Origin of the sequence: Streptomyces dysideae (genome assembly GCF_001514305.1) — a bacterium.
Taxonomy (GTDB): domain Bacteria; phylum Actinomycetota; class Actinomycetes; order Streptomycetales; family Streptomycetaceae; genus Streptomyces; species Streptomyces dysideae.
The window spans coordinates 593665-611413 of the sequence record NZ_KQ949075.1; the positions used below are offsets into that span (position 1 = coordinate 593665).

Here is a 17749-nt window from a genome sequence, read left to right on the forward strand (position 1 = left end):
TCACTCGCCTGGGCCCGTACCGGCTTCACCGACTCCAGCGTCGGCACCACCGGCTTGATCGTCCCGTCCGCCGCGAACTCCAGGCGGTCGATCGTCGTCTCCCGGTGCATGCCGTCCCCGCCCGGCTTTCCGGGGCCGTTGAGGGCGAACCGGTGGTAGACGGCGTACCAGTCGTCGGTGCCGGGCGTGTTCACCACGGAGTGGTGGCCGGTGCCGAGGATGCCGTACTCGGGACGCTTGGACAGGATCGTCCCCTTCTTGGTCCACGGGCCGAGCGGGGACGGTCCCGTCGCATAGGCGACGTGGTAGTTCTCGCTGCGGGTGTCGTCCTCGGACCACATGAAGTAGTACGTGCCCTGGCGTTTGATCACGAAGGTTCCCTCCCGGAAGTTGTCCGGGGTGATGTCCTTCACCTGGGCCGCGTCGAACGACACCATGTCGTCGTTCAGCGGGACGACGTACCCGTGGCCGTTGCCCCAGTAGAGATACGCCGTCCCGTCGTCGTCCGTGAACACCGCCGGGTCGATCATCTGGCCCTGCAGCGAACCTCCCTTGGCGACCAGCGGCTTGCCCAGCGCGTCCTTGAACGGGCCGGCGGGGGAGTCGGCCACCGCGACGCCGATCTGCTGCTCGGCGCAGAAGTAGAAGTAGTACTTGCCGTCCCGCTCGGCGATGGCCGGCGCCCACGCGTACTTGTCCGCCCATGACACGTCCGGACCGAGGTCCAGGATCACGCCGTGGTCCTTCCAGCGGACCAGGTCCTTCGACGAGTACGCCTTGAACTGTGTGCCGCCCCAGCCCTGGAAGCCGTCCGTCGTCGGGTAGATCCAGTACTCGCCGTTCAGGTAGTGGACGTCCGGGTCGGCGTTGAGGCCGGGCAGGGTGGGGCTGTTGGTGCGTACCGCCTCCACCGTCCAGGTGCGTCGGGTGCCGTCCGCGGCCGTCACCGTGTACGTCTGCGGCTTGCGGAAGTCGCGCCGGGTGCCGGAGCGCGGGCTGAGCGTGGCGCCCTCGCCGGCCCACAGCTTCGGGGCGAGCCGGGAGAGGCCGGCGTCCGGCCGCATCGGGAGGACAACCTTCGAGGCGCTCTCCGTGACGATCGCGTACCCCTTCTGGTCCTTCGCCGTCGCGTCCACGACTGACGCCGGGGACGCCGGATAGGCGGCCAGTAGCCGGTCGTACTCGGCCTGCGTCACCGGAATCACCGTGCCGTGCCGGGGACTCGCCGGAAGCTGGAAGCTCTGCGAGGGGGTCCACTTGCCCGAGTCGAGGTCGGTCGTCTCCAGGGGGAGGTAGCCGCGGCCGCTGTACTCGTCGACGAACAGGTACCACTTCTCCTCGGTGTTCGACTTGAACACCGTCGGCCCCTCGCCGCGGTCCATCGCGCCGCTGCCGATGCAGTCGGCCACGAAGTCGTACTTGGTCGAGGTCAGCGACGTCGACTTCTCGGCGGTGATGAACTTCGAGCAGGGCGAGCCGGAGGAGGGGTCCCGCTCGTCCTTGGTGTAGCGGTAGTACGTGCCGTTGTGCTGCACGACCGTCGAGTCGATGACCGAGTAGCCGGGGTCGTTCCAGACCTTCGGCTCGCTGAAGGTGCGGAAGTCCTTCGTGGTCGCGTACAGCATCTTGTTGTACGTCGATCCCGTGTGGTCGGGATCGTCGTCCGCGTACAGCTTCGACGCCCAGAAGACGACGTACTCACCGAGCGACTGGTCCCAGTAGGCCTCCGGCGCCCAGGTGTTGCCCGCGTTGTCGGGGGACACCTTCACCAGCCGCTGGTCGGTCCAGTGGACCAGGTCGGTGGACTCCCACACCATGATCGACTTGCTGCCGTGCCGCTGGACCTGGTCCCAGCTGCCGCTGCTGTTCTGGTACATCCGCAGGTCGGTGGCGATCATGTAGAACCTGTCGCCCTCGGGGGAGCGGATCACGAACGGGTCGCGCAGGCCCTTCTCCCCGATGGTGGAGGACAGCACGGGCTTGCCGGCGTTCAGCTCACGCCAGTGCAGTGCGTCGTTGCCACGGCTGAGGGCGTAGCGGATCTGCTCGCCGTCGGCGGTGCTCTCGCCGGTGAAGTAGGCGAAGAGATAGCCGGCGTACTTGGGGTCTTTCACGGGTGGGGCTCCGGAGTTCGCGGTACTGGGGGGTGTGGTCAGCAGGCCGAGCAGGAGGGCGAGGAACGGGATCAGGAGAGTGCGGGCGGTGCGGGGGCGCATGACACATCCTGTTGGGGTGTGGGGGTTCCGTTGGGGGGTTCTGTTCGTTCTACTGTCTCGGAGTGTTATCGGCGGGGAACAGGGCGTCAATCGGTGTGCGGGTGGCAGGGCGGACCGAAACTTTCGCCGGTCTTCGAGACGCGGCAACCTTTGCGGGTACGGCGGCGACCAGGTGTCAGAAGCGGGCCGGGGCGGCCCCTCCGGCCCGCTTCGCCCCCATCCCCGAGGAAAGGAACGCCCCGTGCTGCTGGGCACCGGACGCCACCGCAGGACCCGCACCCTCTCCATCGCCGCGGCGGTGGCCGTCGCGGCGGGGGCGGGCGGCGTCCACCTCGGCCTCTCCGGCGACGGCGCCGAGGCCGCGGCGACGACGATCACCGTGTCCAGCACCGCCCAGCTGGAGTCGGCGGTCAGGAACGCCGCCGCCGGTACGACCATCCAGGTCCGCGGCGGCACGTACTACCCGACGGCGACCCTCAAGTCCACGGCGAACGGCACCGGTTCGGCGCGGATCACCTTGCGGGCGTACGGCAGCGAGAAGGTGAGGATCGACGGCTCCAAGCTGCCGGACGGATCCTGGCTGGCCGGGATCTACGGCGACTACTGGACCGTGCAGAACCTCACGTTCCAGAACTCCCCGGCGCAGGGCTTCGTCGTCACCTCGTCGGTCGGGGGCGTCTTCAGGAACCTGGTCACCGCGAAGAACGGGGACTCCGGGTTCACGCTGCGGGGCGACGGCACGATCGGCAACCTCGTGCAGAACCTGGACAGTTACGGCAACTACGACCTCGCCGGGCACGGGCAGAACGCCGACGGGATCGCCGTGAAGTTCGGCTCCGGATCCGGCAACAGGATCACGGGCGCCCGCCTGTACAACAACTCCGACGACGGCCTCGACCTGTGGCAGTTCTCCTCGCCGGTCACCATCGAGCACACCTGGTCCTTCGGCAACGGCAGGAACCGGTGGGGCGACTCGGCCTTCGAGGGCAACGGCAACGGGTTCAAGCTGGGCGGCGGAGGCGCCTCGGTCGCGCACGTCGTCAACAACAACGCGGCCTGGGACAACACACAGCACGGCTTCACCGAGAACTCCAACACCGGCGCGATCCTGCTGAACCGCAACACCGCCTACACCAACGCCGGGTCGGGCTACTACTTCGCCACCGGCAAGGCGCGGCTCGCCCGCAACCTCGCTGTCAGCAACAAGAAGGGCCTGGCCAAGGTGGGTTCGTCCACGGTCTGCGCGGCGAACAACTGGGACAGCGGTGTGTCCACCCCGTCCTTCAGGTCCACGGACGCGGCGACGGCGTACGGAGCCCGTAAGCCGGACGGCGCGCTGCCCGCCACGTCCTTCCTGACGACCGGCTCGACCATCATCGGCTCCACGATGAACTAGGGCGTGTTTCGAAAGTAGCGTCGTCCGCCCGCCGGGCAGACGGGACTTTCGAAACACGCCCTAGCTCTCCGGAGAGATGAACGCCCCGCCGGTCGTCACCGGCGGGGCGTTCGTGTTGCCGGCTGAGGGGGGCTCGAGCCGGCGCTGCTGGCACCGAGGGGGGCTCAGGCCAGCAGGTCCATGCAGTCGAACGACGTGCCCGGGCTGAGGAAGGCCGAGCCGGTCGAACCACTGACGATGTTCAGCTTCAGCACGTTGTACTGAGCGGGGTCCGTCTTCCACGCACTGTTAGGGACGTGGAAAGTGAACATGTGGTTGTTCCCCCGGTAGGAACCCGTGGTGAGGGAACGCGTCGAGGGTTGTGAGGGAGCCGTGGGGACGGCCGAGACCCAGTCGTTCACGGTGACGCGCGGACGGCCGTTGAGGAAGGCGTCCGTGACCCCGACGCGCAGGGTGTGCGCGGCGGCTGCCTGCTTTTCGGTCAGCCTGAAGTAGAGCAGGACGCCGTCGTTGACGTCCTTCCACAGGTACGCCGGGAAGGACGCCGCCTCGCTGCCACTGCCGATGGTGACGTTGCCGGTCCACTTCGCCGCGCGGCCGTCGGACGGATGCGCGTACGTCATCAGCTTGGCGTTCTTGAACTCGCCGGGTGTGCCGTCCCAGTCGCCGAGCCGCCAGAGGGTCTTGGCGGTGGACGGGTCGCCGGTGATCGTGAGGCTGTGCAGGGACGTCGTACCGCCCGCGGTCACCTTCACCGTGTCGGTGTGGACGGCCAGTTCGCCCTTGTAGACGGTCAGTGTGTACGTCCCCGGCAGCATTCCCTTGCAGGAGTACGCCCCCGTGCCGGCCGCCGCCTTCGCCCAGTACTGCGCGTCCGCGTTCGCGAAGCCCACGGTGTACGCGTACTTGGCGTCCATCCCCTTCAGACCGACGCCCGCGACCTTGCCGCGGCCGGACGCGCCGACCCAGCCGGTGATGCCGAGGCCGTCCACCCAGGAGGTGCCCAGCTTGGCGGCGAACAGCGACGACGAGGGCGTACCGCCGTTCGTGAACGACAGCACGAACGGGCCCTGGAGACCGAAGCGCTGGGCCTCCGTCTGTGCCTGGTTGTAGTGCAGGATCTCGTACAGGGCGGCGCCGCCCTCGTTGGAGTGGCGCAGCAGCGAGCGGTAGAACGGGCCGCCGGACGCCTTCTCGTGGTTGGAGCGCACCAGATACAGACCGACCGAGCCGGTGGTGAAGCCGATGTGGTCGTAGTCGATGACCCGCTTGCCGGAGAAGTGCTTCGAGTGGGTCGTGCCGTCCGCGCGCTTCCAGACGTCGCCCGCCTCGATGACCTTGTCCGAGGCCTCCACCCAGGAGTCCGGGCCCTCGTTCGGGAAGATCCCGGGCTTGAGGCGGACGATGTAGCGGGTCGCGGTGAAGGAGGCGTCCTTCTTGTCGGTCCACAGGTAGACGTTGTTCTGGCCGCTGCGGGCCGCGTACCACTGGGTGATCGCGCCGTGCACGATCTTCACGAGGATGGTCGACCCGGACTGCTTGATGCTGACCGTGGACGCCCCGAGCCCGGACTCGACGTGCGAGTGCCTGCCGCCGTACCCCTCGTACTCCTTGCCCTTGTAGACCAGGGACGTGATGTCGCCGGTGGACTTGGAGACCTTGAAGACCAGCGAGGCCCCGGTGCCGACGACGTAGTTCGTGCCGTCGTCCGTGTAGCCGAAGGCCGCGGCGGACGCGGACGAGAGGAGGCCGGTACCGCCCGCGACGGCCGCGCCGGTGGCGGCGATGCCGATCGCGGAGGCCCCGAGCACCCGTCGGCGCGTGAGGTGTCTCTTGTGCGTGCTCAAGGGGGAGCCGTTCCTTGCGTGGGAGGAGAACCTTGTGCCTCCTGGTCGCCACCCGCGCGGAAAGGGTTGCCGCCCTTCCGGAATTTCTTCACGAATCCCCGTCGGACGTCGAGTCGTCGCCGTCGAGCGCCGCGAAGCCGCCCGCCACGGCCAGCTGTTCGCCGCCCGCCGTGGCCGTCATCGCGTAGCTGTCGTCCTGTGCGTCCCGGCCGCCGCGCTCATGGTTGTACTGCCCCGCGAACACCCACTCGCCCTTCGGGACCGTACGGCCCTCCTTGAGTACCCAGGTGTAGACGAGGAAGCCGTCCCGCTCGCCGACCGTCAGCGTGAAGTCGGCCTCGGGCAGGGCGCGCCAGGCGCCGGAGGAGGTCACCCCGCCGGTCTGCGCGACCTTCAACTCGACGGTGAGGGCGGTCAGTTGCTCACTGGTCTTCAGGGTCAGATTGCTCTGCGCCCAGAAGTCGTTGCTGTGCGGGTCGACCGAGCCGTGCGACCACAGCGGGCCGTCCTCCTCACCGGCAGACGGCCGCACGGTGACCGACGGCGGCTGCTGGGACGGTGAACTGCTCGGCCTGCGCGTCTCCTTCGGCTTCTCCGGCTTCGGCTCCACCGGCGGAACCGGCGCCCGGCTCGTCGCGTCCGGCGTGGGCGTGGGCGAGGTCGCCACCGACTGCTGCGGGGTGTCCTCCTTCACGGCGGACGCCACCGCGTAGCCGCCGACCGCGAGCACACCCGCGACCGCGGCCGTGGCGGTCACCACCCGGAACCAGCCGTACACCGGCGGACGCGTCGCCCGGTGGTCGGGGCGGGTCTGTTCGGCCATGCCGCGCTCGATCCGGGCCAGGATCCGCTCGCGGTTCGGCTCGTGCGCCTCGGCCGCCTCGTGCAGCTCGGCGCGCAGTCCGTCGTGCACGTCCCGCTGCATCATCGGTCCCTTCCTCCGGCGTCGCCGGTGCGCGCCATGGCCGCGTGCACCTGGAGCGGGGCGGCGCCCTGTGTCCCGAGCAATCGCTGCAGCTCGGCCATTCCCTTGGAGGTCTGGCTCTTCACCGTACCGACCGAGACACCCAGGGCGAGCGCGGTGTCCTTCTCCGAGAGGTCGAAGGCGTGCCGCAGCACCACACAGGCGCGTTTGCGGAACGGAAGTCTACGCAACGCCTCCTGTACGTCGACGACCCCCGCCACGTCCGGGTTCTCGGTCCTCTCCTCGCGCTGCGACCAGAACAGGGCGACGCGCCTTCGCTCGCGCACCGCGCTGCGGATCTTCGTACGGGCCAGATTGGCCACGACCCCGCGCGCGTACGCGGCCGGACGGTCGGCCGCGCGTACCCGGTCCCAGCGGTGCCACAGCGCCAGCAACGCGTCCGCCGCCAGATCGTCGGCGCTGTCCGCCTCACCCGTCAGCAGATGGGCCAGCCGGGACAGTTCGGCATAGTGACGCTCGAAGAAGGCATGGAACTCCACGGAGGCGGCGTCGTCGACGACTGTGCCCACGGGCGACCCCTCCTGCTATGAGTGGCATGTGTATGACATGTGATAGTCCGGAGATCATCTGGTTGAGGTCGGGAAGCGTAGCAGTGATCGCGCACGCGCTTCGCACGAGGCTTCGAACGCCGTATGGAGATTCGTACGGTGAGCAGCTCTGATTCCGTAACACGGAGAAAACCTGAAACGAGTTCAACACAGGAACAATCCAGCCAGCATCCGCACACTGATCAGTCAGGCAACAAGGAGTAACCCCCATGTCCGATACCGAGAAGGTGGCCGACCGGCCAAGTGCCGCGCCCCCCGGCGCGAACAGCGTCGACCGGTTCTTCAAGATCTCCGAGCGGGGATCCACCTTCGCCCGCGAGATACGCGGCGGATTCGCCACGTTCTTCACGATGGCCTACATCCTTGTCCTGAATCCCATCATCCTGGGCAGTGCGAAGGACAAGTTCGGCGACCAGCTGGACCCCGTCCAACTGACCACCGCCACCGCCCTGGTGGCCGCGGTCATGACGATCATCATGGGCGTCGGCGGCAACCTGCCCCTCGCGCTCGCCGCGGGCCTCGGCCTGAACGCCGTCGTCGCCTTCCAGATAGCCCCGCTGATGGCCTGGGACGACGCGATGGGCCTGGTCGTCCTCGAAGGCCTGCTGATCTGCGTCCTCGTGGTCACCGGTCTGCGCGAGGCCGTCATGCACGCCATCCCGCAACCCCTCAAGCAGGCGATCAGCGTCGGCATCGGCCTGTTCATCGCCTTCATCGGCTTCGTCGACGCGGGCTTCGTCACCCGTATCCCGGACGCCGCGAACACCACCGTGCCGGTCCAGATCGGCACCGGCGCCCTCACCGGCTGGCCGATGCTCGTCTTCTGCCTCGGCGTGCTGCTGACGATCGGTCTGCTCGCCCGCAAGGTGAAGGGCGCCATCCTCATCAGCATCGTGACCATGACGGTCCTCGCGATGATCATCAACTCCATCGCCGACGTGAAGACCTGGGGTCTGACCACGCCCGAGTGGCCGGGCACCGTGTTCGACACCCCCGACTTCGGACTGATCGGCGACTTCAGCCTGTTCGGCGCGTTCGGCGAGACCACCGTCATCACGGTCGTCCTGCTGATCTTCACGCTGATCCTGTCCGACTTCTTCGACACGATGGGCACCGTCGTCGGCGTCAGCGCCGAGGCCGGACTCCTCGACGACCAGGGCAAGGTGCCCAACCTGGGCCGTGTGCTGCTGATCGACGGTGCCGCGGCGGTCGCGGGCGGCGCGTCCTCGTCGTCCTCGGCGACCTCGTACATCGAGTCGGCGGCGGGCGTCGGCGAGGGCTCCCGCACCGGCTTCTCGAACCTGGTCACCGGCGGCCTGTTCGCGGCGGCGCTGTTCCTGACCCCGCTGCTCACGATCGTCCCGCTCCAGGCGGCCGCCCCGGCCCTGGTCGCCGTCGGCTTCCTGATGATGACCCAGGTCAAGCACATCGACTGGGACAAGTACGAGGTCGCCATCCCGGCGTTCCTGACGATCGCCGTGATGCCCTTCACGTACTCGATCACCAACGGCATCGGCGCGGGCTTCCTCGCCTACGTGGTGATCAAGGTCGTCCTCGGCAAGGCCAAGGAGATCCACTGGCTGCTGTGGGGAACGTCGGTGCTGTTCCTGGTGTACTTCGCGATCGATCCGATCGAGCAGATTCTCGGAGTGAAGTGAACTGCGGGGACAGCCCCTTGGGGGTTGTCCCCGTTCGCTCTAACTCCTGAGTGCCGCCTCCATCATGGCCTTGGCCACCGGTGCCGCCAGCCCGTTACCGCTGACCTCGGACCGGGCCGCATCCGACTGCTCCACCATGACCGCCACGGCGACCTCCTTGCCGTCGGCCTTCGCATACGACGTGAACCAGGCGTACGGCGTCTTGCTGTTGTTCTCACCGTGCTGAGCCGTACCGGTCTTGCCGCCCACGGTCGCACCGGAGATCTGCGCGTTCGTGCCGGTGCCCTCGTCGACGACGGTCTGCATGGCCGACTGCAACTGCTCGGCGGTGTCGGAGCTGACGATCTCCGTCGTCCCCGCGTCGTCGTCGTAGTTCTTCAGCACGTCACCGCCACCGTCGGTGATCTGCGAAACCATGTGCGGCGAAACCAGCTTGCCGCCATTGGCGATGGCCGCCGACACCATGGCCATCTGCAACGGCGTCGCCGTGACATCGAACTGGCCGATGCCCGTCAGCGCGGTGGAGGACCTGTCCATGTCCGACGGGTACACGCTCTCGTACGCCCGCACCGGCACATCCTGCTCGGCGTTGTCGAAGCCGAACTTCTCGGCCATCGCCTTCACCTTGTCCTGGCCCAGGTCGACGGCCATCTTGGCGAAGACGTTGTTGCACGAGTACTGCAACGCCGTGCGGATCGTGGCGTTCTCGCAGGGCGCGGACGAGTTCTCGTTGCGCAGCACGGTCGTCGTGCCCGGCAACGTGTACGGGTCCGGACTGTCGGTCCGGTCGTCCACCGACGAGTACAGCCCGTCCTCCAGCGCGGCCGCCGCCACGACCAGCTTGAACGTCGACCCCGGCGGCAGCGGCTGCCGCAGCGCGCGGTTGGTCAGCGGCTTGTCGGAGTCCGCGTTGAGCTCCTCCCAGGCCGCCCCCGCGGTGTTCGCGTCGGTCAGCGACGACGGGTCGTACGACGGCGTCGACACGACGGCCAGGATCTTGCCGGTCGTCGGATCGATCGCGACCGCCGCGCCCTTGTTGTCGCCGAGCGCCTCGTATGCCGCCTTCTGCACGGCCGGGTCGATCGTCGTGACCACGGTGCCCGGTTCCGCGCGCTCGTTGGTGACCGTGTCCATCACGGTCTTCAGACGGGTGTCCGTGCCGTTGAGGAGGTTCGCGTAGATGCCCTCCAGTTGGGTCGGCTGGTACGCCTGCGAGGCGAAGCCCGTCACCGCCGCGTACAGCGGGCCGTCCGTGTACGTGCGCTTGTAGTCGAGGTCGCTGCCCTTCGTCTTCGCCGAGCCGGTGACCGCCTCGCCGGCCACGATGATGTTCCCGAGCGGCTCCGCGTACGTCGTGATCGCGTTGCGCCGGTTGTCGCTGGCGTCCGCGAGCGCCTGGCCTTCGTAGAACTGCACCCAGGTCGCCCTGACCAGCAGGGCCAGCACCAGGAGCAGCGTGAAGACGGACGCCCGCCTGATCGTCTTGTTCATCCCGCTCAGGAAGACGACCGGGGGAAAGTGAATCGTTCCCTTCCGCCCGTTTTCTCATCGAGCGTTCATGAAACCGGCCTCACTCCTCCAGCATGAGGACCAGCTCCTCGATCTCCTCGCCCCGGGCCTGGGCGAAGCCCGTCGCCCTCGCGGTCACCCGGAAGCCGCACTTGCGCAGCACCCGCAGCGACCCCTCGTTGTCCGCCGCGGCCCGCGCGTACAGCGGCCGCTCGGGCACCTCCGTCAGCAGCCCCCGCAGCGCGGCGGTCGCGACGCCGCGCCCCCAGTACGCCCGGTCCACCCAGTACGTCACCTCGCGCTCGCCCGGCTCCCCGTACACCGCCGCGCTCCCCACCACGTCACCGTCGGCGAGCACCGTCCGCACGACGTCGGCCGAGGTACGGATCCGCTTCCAGCGGGCGTCGAAGGCAGCCCAGTCGGCCGGATCGTCGGGCGTGAAGGCCGCCATGCGGAGGGCCTCGGGGTCGTTCATCTGCCGATAGAAGACCGGCAGGTCGCTGTCGTGGACCTCGCGGAGCGCGACATTCATGGGTCAGAGCCTCCGGGTGGCGAGCGTCAGTCGGTCGCGGGCGTCGAACAGGGCGTCCTTCACCATCTGTTCGTGCGCGGGGGTCAGTCGGGCCACCGGCACCGAGCAGCTGATCGCGTCACGCGCCGGCGTGCGGTACGGGATCGCCACGCCGAAGCAGCGCAGGCCCAGCGTGTTCTCCTCGCGGTCCACGGCGAAGCCCTGCTCCCGGACCTGGTGCAGCTCCTCGATGAGCTTCTCCCGGTCGGTGATCGTGTTCTCGGTCAGGGCGGGCAGCGTCTCGGGCAGCATCTTGCGGACCTGCTCGTCGGTGTACGTGCTGAGCAGCGCCTTGCCGAGGGAGGTGGAGTGGGCGGGGAGGCGGCGGCCGACGCGGGTGAAGGGGCGGAGGTAGTGCTGCGACTGGCGGGTGGCGAGGTAGACGACGTTCGTGCCGTCGAGACGGGCCAGGTGGATGGTCTCCGTCGTGTCGTCCGACAGCCGGTCCAGGGTCGGCCGCGCCGCCGCGACCACCTCGTCCCCGTCGATGTACGACGTGCCGACCAGCAGCGCCCGGACGCCGATGCCGTACCGTGTGCCCGTGGCGTCCGTCTCCACCCAGCCCAGCTCCACGAGCGTACGCAGCAGCATGTACAGACTGGACTTGGGATAACCGACGGCCTCCTGGACCGCCGCGAGGGAGTGCATACCGGGGCGCCCGGCGAAGTATTCGAGCAGTTCAACCGTTCGTACCGCGGACTTGACCTGCGCCCCGCCGCCCGTCTCGCCAGCCGACATCGCCCTTGACCCCTTCGTTCGACGGGAAATAGTCTCCAACAGCATATTCATCATCAGAGACGGCGTTCAGCATATCGAACGACCTGGTGAATGACCCAGATACATGTGGAGGGACCCGCGGTGGCAGCAGCACCAGTCTGGAGTGTCGACCCCCGAACCGGGAAGCAGCGTGAACAGGTTGCGGTGGAGGCCACAGCCCAGGAGGTGGACGCCGCCGTCCGCGCCGCGCACGACGCGCGCGGCGCTCTCGCCGACCGCACGGTCCGCGCGGCCTTCCTGCGCACCGCCGCCGACAAGCTGGAGGCCGCCAAGGACCAGCTCGTCGAGGCCGCCGACGCCGAGACCGCGCTCGGCCCGGTCCGCCTCACCGGCGAGCTCGCCCGCACCTGCTACCAGCTGCGGGCCTTCGCCGGCATCGTCGACGAGGGCGCCTTCCTCGACGTCGTGATCAACCACCCCGACGCCACCGCGACCCCGCCGATCCCGGATCTGCGCCGCTACAAGGTGCCGCTGGGCGTCGTCGCCGTCTACTCGGCCTCCAACTTCCCCTTCGCCTTCTCGGTCGCCGGCGGCGACACCGCGAGCGCGCTGGGCGCGGGCTGCCCGGTCGTCGTCAAGTCCCACCCCGACCACCCCGGTCTGTCCGAGCTGGTCGCCAAGGTGCTGCGGATGGCAGCCGCGGAGCACGACATCCCGGTCGGCGTCGTGGGCCTCGTCCACGGCTTCGAGGCGGGCATCGAGCTGATCAGGCACCCGCTGGTCGCCGCGGCCGGCTTCACCGGCTCGATCCGGGGCGGCCGGGCGCTGTTCGACGCGGCGGCGGCGCGGCCGGTGCCGATTCCGTTCCACGGTGAGCTGGGGTCGCTGAACCCTGTCGTGATCACCGAGGCCGCGGCGGCCGAGCGTGCGGAGGCCATCGGTACGGGGCTCGCCGGCTCGATGACGCTGGGTGTCGGGCAGTTCTGTGTGAAGCCGGGGCTGGTGCTGGTGCCGTCCGGGGCGGCGGGTGACGGGCTGGTGAAGTCCCTGACCGATGCCGTCAGCGACACCGAGGCGGGCGTCCTGCTCGACCACCGCATGCGGGACAACTTCATCGCCGGTGTCGCCGAGCGCGTCGAGCTTCCCGACGTGGACTCGCCGGTGACGCCGGGCGCCGGCAGCGAGCACACGGTGAGCGCGGGCTTCCTGACGGTTCCGGCGGAGAGGCTGGCCGGCGAGGGGGCGTACGACCTGCTGCTGGAGGAGTGCTTCGGTCCGGTGACGGTCGTGGCCCGCTACGACGACGACGCGCAGGCGCAGGCCGTGCTGTCCCGGCTGCCGGGCAACCTCACGGCGACGGTTCATCTGTCGGAGGAGGAGGCGGCCGGTGAGGGGCGCGGCGCGGAGATTCTCGCCGAGCTGACGCCGCTGGCCGGGCGTGTGCTGGTCAATGGGTGGCCGACGGGGGTTGCTGTGGCTGCGGCTCAGCATCACGGTGGGCCTTACCCGGCTACGACCTCCACGTCGACCTCTGTTGGCGGTACGGCTATTGAGCGGTGGATGCGGCCGGTTGCGTATCAGGGGGCGCCTGAGGCGCTGCTGCCGAAGGAACTGCGCGACGACAACCCGTTGGGGCTGCCTCGTCGGTTCAACGGCAACCTCGAGCGGTAGCCGCGCCCCTCAAGGGCAATGCAGCTCGCCTGAGAGAATGAGTGGATGGACGTGGAGCTTCCCGAACTGCCCTTTCCCCTCCGTACTTACGGGCCCGACGGCAACTGGTCCTACGAGGACGGAGTCCTCACCGGGTGGGCCGGGCCCCGCCAGGACCGCTTCGTGCCCCCCACAGATGAGGCCCTCGACCCCGCCTCCGATGCGCCGCGGCTGCTGGGTGCGCCCGAAGGGGACTTTCAGCTGATCTCGCGGGTCACCGTCGGGTTTGCGGGGGCGTTTGATGCCGGGGTGCTCTACGTCCATGTCGGTGAGCGGGCCTGGGCCAAGCTCTGTCTGGAGTACTCCCCGGACGTGCCCACCGTCTGCACGGTGGTCACCCGGGGGCACTCCGACGACGCCAACTCCTTCACTGTGGAAGGGAGTTCGGTCTGGCTGAGGGTGAGCCGTACGGGGCGTGCCTTCGCCTTCCACGCCTCCCGGGACGGTGAGCGGTGGACCTTCGTCCGGCTGTTCACCCTGGGGGAGGAGAAGGAGACCGGTGCCGCCCTGGTCGGCTTCATGGCGCAGTCGCCGATGGGGGAGGGGTGTGTCGTTACGTACGACCACATCTCGTTCCGACCGAGCTGGCCGCAGGACCTGAGAGACGGAAGCTGAACGTCGTACGTCCGCATTCGCTCCGCGACCGGGCGGCGCGCATCGTGTGCGCGGTCCGGGCATGCGGGGGCGGGTTTCCTCACGCCCCCGGGCTCCTGAGGCGGCCTGGACGGTCCGATGCCCGCAACGATCGCTCTGGCCGCTGCGGGGCGGTGCCATCCGTCGCCGGATCGGGTGCCCGAGGGCGCGTCGTCCGATCGCGATGCTTGCGGCATCGTGCCGGGTCATGGTGCGAGTCTTGCTGGTGAGGGGCTGCTGCCAATGCCGGGTGCCCCACCGGGAGGCGTACGCGGGGTCGACCGCGACGATCGCCAGGCCCTGCTCAGCGGCCATGGACACCCCATGACCGGGAACAACTCCGCTCACCTGAACCCACTGCAACCCGGCGCCGGCTGTTCCAGTCCCGCTCTCGGGGTCGTCCTCTGCGGCGACTGTCCCACCAGTGCATCGAGCACGCGAGGGGACTCCTGGAGACCCCGCCCCCGCCCATGGACCAGGTGGCCCGCGGCTGCGGCCTGGGCACCGCCGGCTCGCTCCGCGCACACCTGGTCCGCCGTACGGGCCTCACACCGAGCGCCCACCGCGCGCAGTTCAGCCGGCTCGGAACCGTCGGCGCCGCGGACACGTCCAACGCTGCATGATCAGAACTGCCCCGTCCCTGGTGATCAGAACCGCCCTGCCCTGCGAGGCGGCGGCCGTGGCCGCGCTCCACCAGCGCGCGAGGTCGACGTACTACCCGGACGGCCTCCCGGACGACGGCATCGACTGGACGGCCCGGTGGGCCGAGGCCATCGAGCGGCCCGACACCCATGTGCGGTGCGCGGTGCGCGACGCCGCCCTGGCCGGCATCGCCTCCTTCCGCACCCCGGAGGGCGCCCCCGCGGAAACGGTCAAGCTGTTCCAGTTCCATGTCGACCCCGACCGGTGGCGCTCCGGCGTCGGTACGGCCCTGCACACGGCCTGCGTCGAGGAGTGGCGGGCCGACGGCAGGCGGACCGCCGTACTGGACGTGCACGTCGACAACCACCGTGCCCAGGCCTTCTACGCCCGCCAGGGCTGGATCCCGGACCCGGAGCAGCCGCTCGCCCAGGGTGATCACCATCTCGGCCTGCGTTTCTCCGTGCGCGGGGAATGACCCCGACCAGTTGAAGGTTCACGTACTTGGCGGAGGGAGTCTCCGTAGCCGTACGACCTGGAGAGAGAGCCGAAGACATGCGCGTCGAGATCTGGAGCGACATCGCCTGCCCCTGGTGCTACGTGGGCAAGGCCCGTTTCGAGAAGGCGCTGGCGGCCTTCCCGCACCGTGACCAGGTCGAGGTGGTGCACCGCTCCTTCGAGCTGGACCCGGGGCGCGCCAAGGGCGACATCGAGACGGTCACCAGCATGCTCACCAAGAAATACGGCATGAGCGCGGCCCAGGTCGACGCCGGCGAGGACAACCTGGCCCAGCTGGCCGCCGCCGAGGGCCTGGGATACCGCACCCGTGGCCGCGACCACGGCAGCACCTTCGACATGCACCGGCTGCTGCACCTCGCCAAGGAGCAGGGCAGGCAGGCCGAGCTTCTCCAGGTCCTCTACCGGGCCAACTTCGCCGACGAACGCTCCGTCTACTCCGAGGGCGACGAGCGGCTCGTGGGACTGGCCGTCGCCGCCGGCCTGGACGCCGAGGACGCCCGCAAGGTCCTCGCCGACCCGGACGCCTACGCCGACGACGTCCGCGCCGACGAGCGCGAGGCCGCCCAGCTCGGCGCCGGCGGCGTGCCGTTCTTCGTCCTCGACCGCAAGGTCGGCGTCTCCGGCGCCCAGCCCGCCGAGGTCTTCAGCCAGGCCCTGACGCAGGCGTGGGGCGAGCGGCAACCGCTCCAGCTGATCGACAGTGGGGACGCGGAGGCCTGCGGTCCCGACGGGTGCGCGGTGCCGCCGCAGCACTGAGCAACGGTGCAGGTCAGGGGCGATAGATAAGCGTTCCTTAGGGGAACCACGTAAAAAATCGCAATGGACGAGGGGATTGTGCGGGCCCACAGTGGACCCATGGAGACCTTCGAGAGCCTCGTCCGTGCCGAGTTCGCCCCGAAGAACACTTTTCTGAACACCGCGAGCAGCGGGCTCCTGCCCGCCCGCACCGTCGCCGCGCTGCACCAGGCCGTGCAGCTCAGGGCCGACGGCGCGCCGCTGGACCCGCTGTTCGAGGACGTCGAGGCCGCCCGGGCGTCCTTCGCGCGGCTGGCCGGCGTCCCGGTCGGCCGGGTGGCGGCCGGCTCCTCGGTCAGCGCGTACACCGGGCTGGTCGCCGCCTCGCTGCCCGCGGGCGCCGAAGTCGTCACCGCCGAGGACGACTTCACCTCCGTCGTGAACCCCTTCCACGTCCGCGGCGACCTCAAGGTGCGCATCGTGCCACTGGAGCGGCTCGCCGAGTCCGTCCGCCCCGGCACCGCGCTCGTCGCGGTCAGCGCCGCGCAGTCCGCCGACGGCCGGATCGCCGACCTGCCCGCGCTCCGCGAGGCGGCCCGGGAACACGGCGCCCGCACCTACGTCGACTTCTCCCAGGCCGTCACCTGGCTGCCCATGGACGCGGACGCGTACGACTTCACCGTCTCCGTCTGCTACAAGTGGCTGCTCGGCCCGCACGGCGCGGGCTTCCTCGTCGTCCCGGAGGACTTCGGCGCGCTGACGCCGATCCTGGCCGGCTGGGTCGCCGGGGAGAACCCCTGGGACAGCTGCTACGGCCCGGTCACCGAACTCGCCCACTCCGCCCGCCGGTTCGACCTGCCCCCGGCCCTCTTCAGCTACACCGGAGTGCGCCACTCCCTGGCCCTGCTGGAGGAGCTCGGCGTGGACGCCGTACGCACCCACGACCTCGCCCTCGCCGACCGCTTCCGCGCCGGCCTCGCCACCCTCGGCCATGCGCCCCTGCCCGCCCCCGGCTCGGCGATCGTCTCCGTCCCCGGTCTCGGCCACCGCCAGCCCGAGCTGAGCAGGGCCGGCATCGAGGTCTCCAACCGCGCGGGCAACCTGCGCGCGTCCTTCCACCTCTACAACACGACCGCCGATGTCGACCGGCTCCTGGACGTGCTGTCTTCCTGAACCACTGGCGCGGGCCGGGCCGGGACGCCAGGAAGGGCACGTGGAGTCCACCGGCGATCCGTTCGTACAGCCTTCCGCCGACGCGGAGTTGCACCGGCGGCTGGTGTACGGCGACGAGTCCGCGCTGGCCGAGGCGTACACGGCGTACGGCTCTCTGGTGCGGCGGATCGCCGTGCGGGTGACCCGTAGCCCGGCCGCCGCCGAGGATGTGGCGCAGGAGGTCTCCGCCCACCTGTGGAGCCGGCCGTACGCCTTCGACGCGGGCCGCGGCTCGCTGCGCACCTGGCTGTCCCTGCTCGCCCACCGGCGGGCCGTGGACCGGGTGCGCAGCGAGGCCCGGCACCGCAAGGCCGCCGGCGCCGACGACTCCGCCCTGCACACCCTCCCCGACGCAGGTCCCGGCCCCGACGAGACGGTCGTCGACCGCGAACGCTCCCTCCTCCTGCACTCCGCGCTCGAGCGAACTCCCACAGCCACAACGCGAAGTCGTACACCTCGCCTACTTCGCGGGCCGCACCTACCGCCAGGCCGCGGTGGAGCTGGGTATCCCGGAGGGTACGGCCAAAACCCGGTTACGCACCGCCCTGCGCACCTCGGCTGCGTCCTTGGCGGATTCGGCCGACCCGCCCGACCCCGCGCTGGAAAGGGGCGCATGATGGCGAGAGGGGAACGCTCGGGGAAGGAGGTGCGCTGCGATGACCGATGATCACGACGCGGTACGCGACCTGCTGGCCGCCTGGGCCTTCGGCGCCCTCGACCCGGCCGACGAGAAGACGGTCCCGCCCCACCTGGCCGAGTGCGAGAGCTGCGCGGCGGAGGCGGCACGGTGGCAGGAGACGGTACGGCTACTGGACGGGCCGCCGCCGGCCGCTCCCGGAGGGCCGGCCGGAGGC

At 69.7% G+C, this 17749-nt stretch carries 15 protein-coding genes and 2 pseudogenes; 9 read left to right on the forward strand and 8 right to left on the reverse strand.

Annotated features, from left to right (window positions below; genetic code table 11):
• The coding region (locus tag AQJ91_RS02680; protein ID WP_067015626.1) for a glycoside hydrolase family 43 protein at positions 1-2216 on the reverse strand (2216 nt) is incomplete at its 3' end.
• 241 nt (positions 2217-2457) lie between these two features.
• On the opposite strand from AQJ91_RS02680, the gene AQJ91_RS02685 reads away from it, so the two are divergent.
• Positions 2458-3612: a right-handed parallel beta-helix repeat-containing protein gene (locus AQJ91_RS02685; RefSeq protein WP_067015629.1), complete on the forward strand. Its 1155-nt coding sequence runs from the start codon at positions 2458-2460 to the stop codon at positions 3610-3612.
• A 164-nt stretch (positions 3613-3776) separates the two neighbouring features.
• Here AQJ91_RS02685 and AQJ91_RS02690 read toward each other — a convergent pair whose 3' ends face one another.
• The 3 genes from AQJ91_RS02690 to AQJ91_RS02700 form a co-directional block, all read right to left on the reverse strand.
• Complete coding sequence (locus tag AQJ91_RS02690; protein WP_067015632.1) at positions 3777-5459, reverse strand: rhamnogalacturonan lyase B N-terminal domain-containing protein; 1683 nt, start codon at positions 5457-5459, stop codon at positions 3777-3779.
• An 88-nt stretch (positions 5460-5547) separates the two neighbouring features.
• Positions 5548-6387, reverse strand: coding sequence for a hypothetical protein (locus AQJ91_RS02695; protein ID WP_067015635.1), 840 nt, complete (start codon positions 6385-6387; stop codon positions 5548-5550).
• Positions 6384-6953: a SigE family RNA polymerase sigma factor gene (locus AQJ91_RS02700; RefSeq protein WP_067015638.1), complete on the reverse strand. Its 570-nt coding sequence runs from the start codon at positions 6951-6953 to the stop codon at positions 6384-6386. Before AQJ91_RS02700 ends, AQJ91_RS02695 begins: the two co-directional genes overlap by 4 nt.
• Positions 6954-7201: 248 nt before the next feature.
• Between AQJ91_RS02700 and AQJ91_RS02705 the strand changes: the two genes are divergently transcribed.
• Entirely contained in the window at positions 7202-8650 is a 1449-nt protein-coding gene (locus AQJ91_RS02705; RefSeq protein ID WP_067015641.1) for an NCS2 family permease, read from the forward strand.
• Between the two features lie 39 nt (positions 8651-8689).
• On the opposite strand, the gene AQJ91_RS02710 is transcribed toward AQJ91_RS02705, so the two are convergent.
• From AQJ91_RS02710 to AQJ91_RS02720, 3 genes are all read right to left on the reverse strand, one after another.
• The gene (locus AQJ91_RS02710) at positions 8690-10141 is read right to left on the reverse strand and encodes a peptidoglycan D,D-transpeptidase FtsI family protein (protein WP_067015644.1); all 1452 of its coding nucleotides are present in this window, start codon (positions 10139-10141) and stop codon (positions 8690-8692) included.
• A gap of 79 nt (positions 10142-10220) precedes the next feature.
• On the reverse strand, positions 10221-10691 hold the full coding sequence (locus tag AQJ91_RS02715; protein WP_067015646.1) for a GNAT family N-acetyltransferase: 471 nt from the start codon (positions 10689-10691) through the stop codon (positions 10221-10223).
• 3 nt (positions 10692-10694) lie between these two features.
• On the reverse strand, positions 10695-11468 hold the full coding sequence (locus AQJ91_RS02720; RefSeq protein WP_037743746.1) for an IclR family transcriptional regulator: 774 nt from the start codon (positions 11466-11468) through the stop codon (positions 10695-10697).
• 120 nt (positions 11469-11588) lie between these two features.
• On the opposite strand from AQJ91_RS02720, the gene AQJ91_RS02725 reads away from it, so the two are divergent.
• Positions 11589-13118 (forward strand): aldehyde dehydrogenase (NADP(+)), encoded by a 1530-nt coding sequence (locus AQJ91_RS02725; protein ID WP_079084638.1) that lies wholly within the window; start codon positions 11589-11591, stop codon positions 13116-13118.
• 45 nt (positions 13119-13163) lie between these two features.
• The gene (locus tag AQJ91_RS02730; protein WP_067015652.1) at positions 13164-13772 is read left to right on the forward strand and encodes a DUF1349 domain-containing protein; all 609 of its coding nucleotides are present in this window, start codon (positions 13164-13166) and stop codon (positions 13770-13772) included.
• Here the strand turns inward: AQJ91_RS02730 and AQJ91_RS55110 are convergent.
• Positions 13719-14111: pseudogene (locus tag AQJ91_RS55110) on the reverse strand (IS200/IS605 family accessory protein TnpB-related protein); the annotation flags it as partial. The gene AQJ91_RS02730 and the pseudogene AQJ91_RS55110 sit on opposite strands and share 54 nt — an antisense overlap.
• A gap of 298 nt (positions 14112-14409) precedes the next feature.
• Between AQJ91_RS55110 and AQJ91_RS02735 the strand changes: the two are divergent.
• The 5 genes and pseudogenes from AQJ91_RS02735 to AQJ91_RS02755 all read left to right on the forward strand — a co-directional run.
• Positions 14410-14907, forward strand: coding sequence for a GNAT family N-acetyltransferase (locus tag AQJ91_RS02735; RefSeq protein ID WP_199847826.1), 498 nt, complete (start codon positions 14410-14412; stop codon positions 14905-14907).
• A 77-nt stretch (positions 14908-14984) separates the two neighbouring features.
• Positions 14985-15704 carry a DsbA family oxidoreductase gene (locus AQJ91_RS02740; protein WP_067015658.1) on the forward strand — a complete coding sequence of 240 codons (720 nt, stop codon included), beginning with the start codon at positions 14985-14987 and terminating at the stop codon, positions 15702-15704.
• 99 nt (positions 15705-15803) lie between these two features.
• Positions 15804-16856 (forward strand): aminotransferase class V-fold PLP-dependent enzyme, encoded by a 1053-nt coding sequence (locus AQJ91_RS02745; RefSeq protein ID WP_067015661.1) that lies wholly within the window; start codon positions 15804-15806, stop codon positions 16854-16856.
• A 40-nt stretch (positions 16857-16896) separates the two neighbouring features.
• A pseudogene (locus AQJ91_RS02750) lies at positions 16897-17512 on the forward strand (RNA polymerase sigma factor).
• A gap of 39 nt (positions 17513-17551) precedes the next feature.
• On the forward strand, positions 17552-17749 hold a 198-nt coding region (locus tag AQJ91_RS02755), incomplete at its 3' end, for a zf-HC2 domain-containing protein (protein ID WP_199847827.1).

What these genes read in the sequence shown, in the direction of transcription:
- AQJ91_RS02695 (WP_067015635.1), bottom strand. Translation starts at nt 6,387, where the DNA reads ATGATGCAGCGGGACGTGCACGACGGACTGCGCGCCGAGCTGCACGAG.
- AQJ91_RS02705 (WP_067015641.1), top strand. Translation starts at nt 7,202, where the DNA reads ATGTCCGATACCGAGAAGGTGGCCGACCGGCCAAGTGCCGCGCCCCCC.
- AQJ91_RS02710 (WP_067015644.1), bottom strand. Translation starts at nt 10,141, where the DNA reads ATGAACAAGACGATCAGGCGGGCGTCCGTCTTCACGCTGCTCCTGGTG.
- AQJ91_RS02715 (WP_067015646.1), bottom strand. Translation starts at nt 10,691, where the DNA reads ATGAATGTCGCGCTCCGCGAGGTCCACGACAGCGACCTGCCGGTCTTC.
- AQJ91_RS02720 (WP_037743746.1), bottom strand. Translation starts at nt 11,468, where the DNA reads ATGTCGGCTGGCGAGACGGGCGGCGGGGCGCAGGTCAAGTCCGCGGTA.
- AQJ91_RS02730 (WP_067015652.1), top strand. Translation starts at nt 13,164, where the DNA reads ATGGACGTGGAGCTTCCCGAACTGCCCTTTCCCCTCCGTACTTACGGG.
- AQJ91_RS02735 (WP_199847826.1), top strand. Translation starts at nt 14,410, where the DNA reads ATGATCAGAACTGCCCCGTCCCTGGTGATCAGAACCGCCCTGCCCTGC.
- AQJ91_RS02740 (WP_067015658.1), top strand. Translation starts at nt 14,985, where the DNA reads ATGCGCGTCGAGATCTGGAGCGACATCGCCTGCCCCTGGTGCTACGTG.
- AQJ91_RS02745 (WP_067015661.1), top strand. Translation starts at nt 15,804, where the DNA reads ATGGAGACCTTCGAGAGCCTCGTCCGTGCCGAGTTCGCCCCGAAGAAC.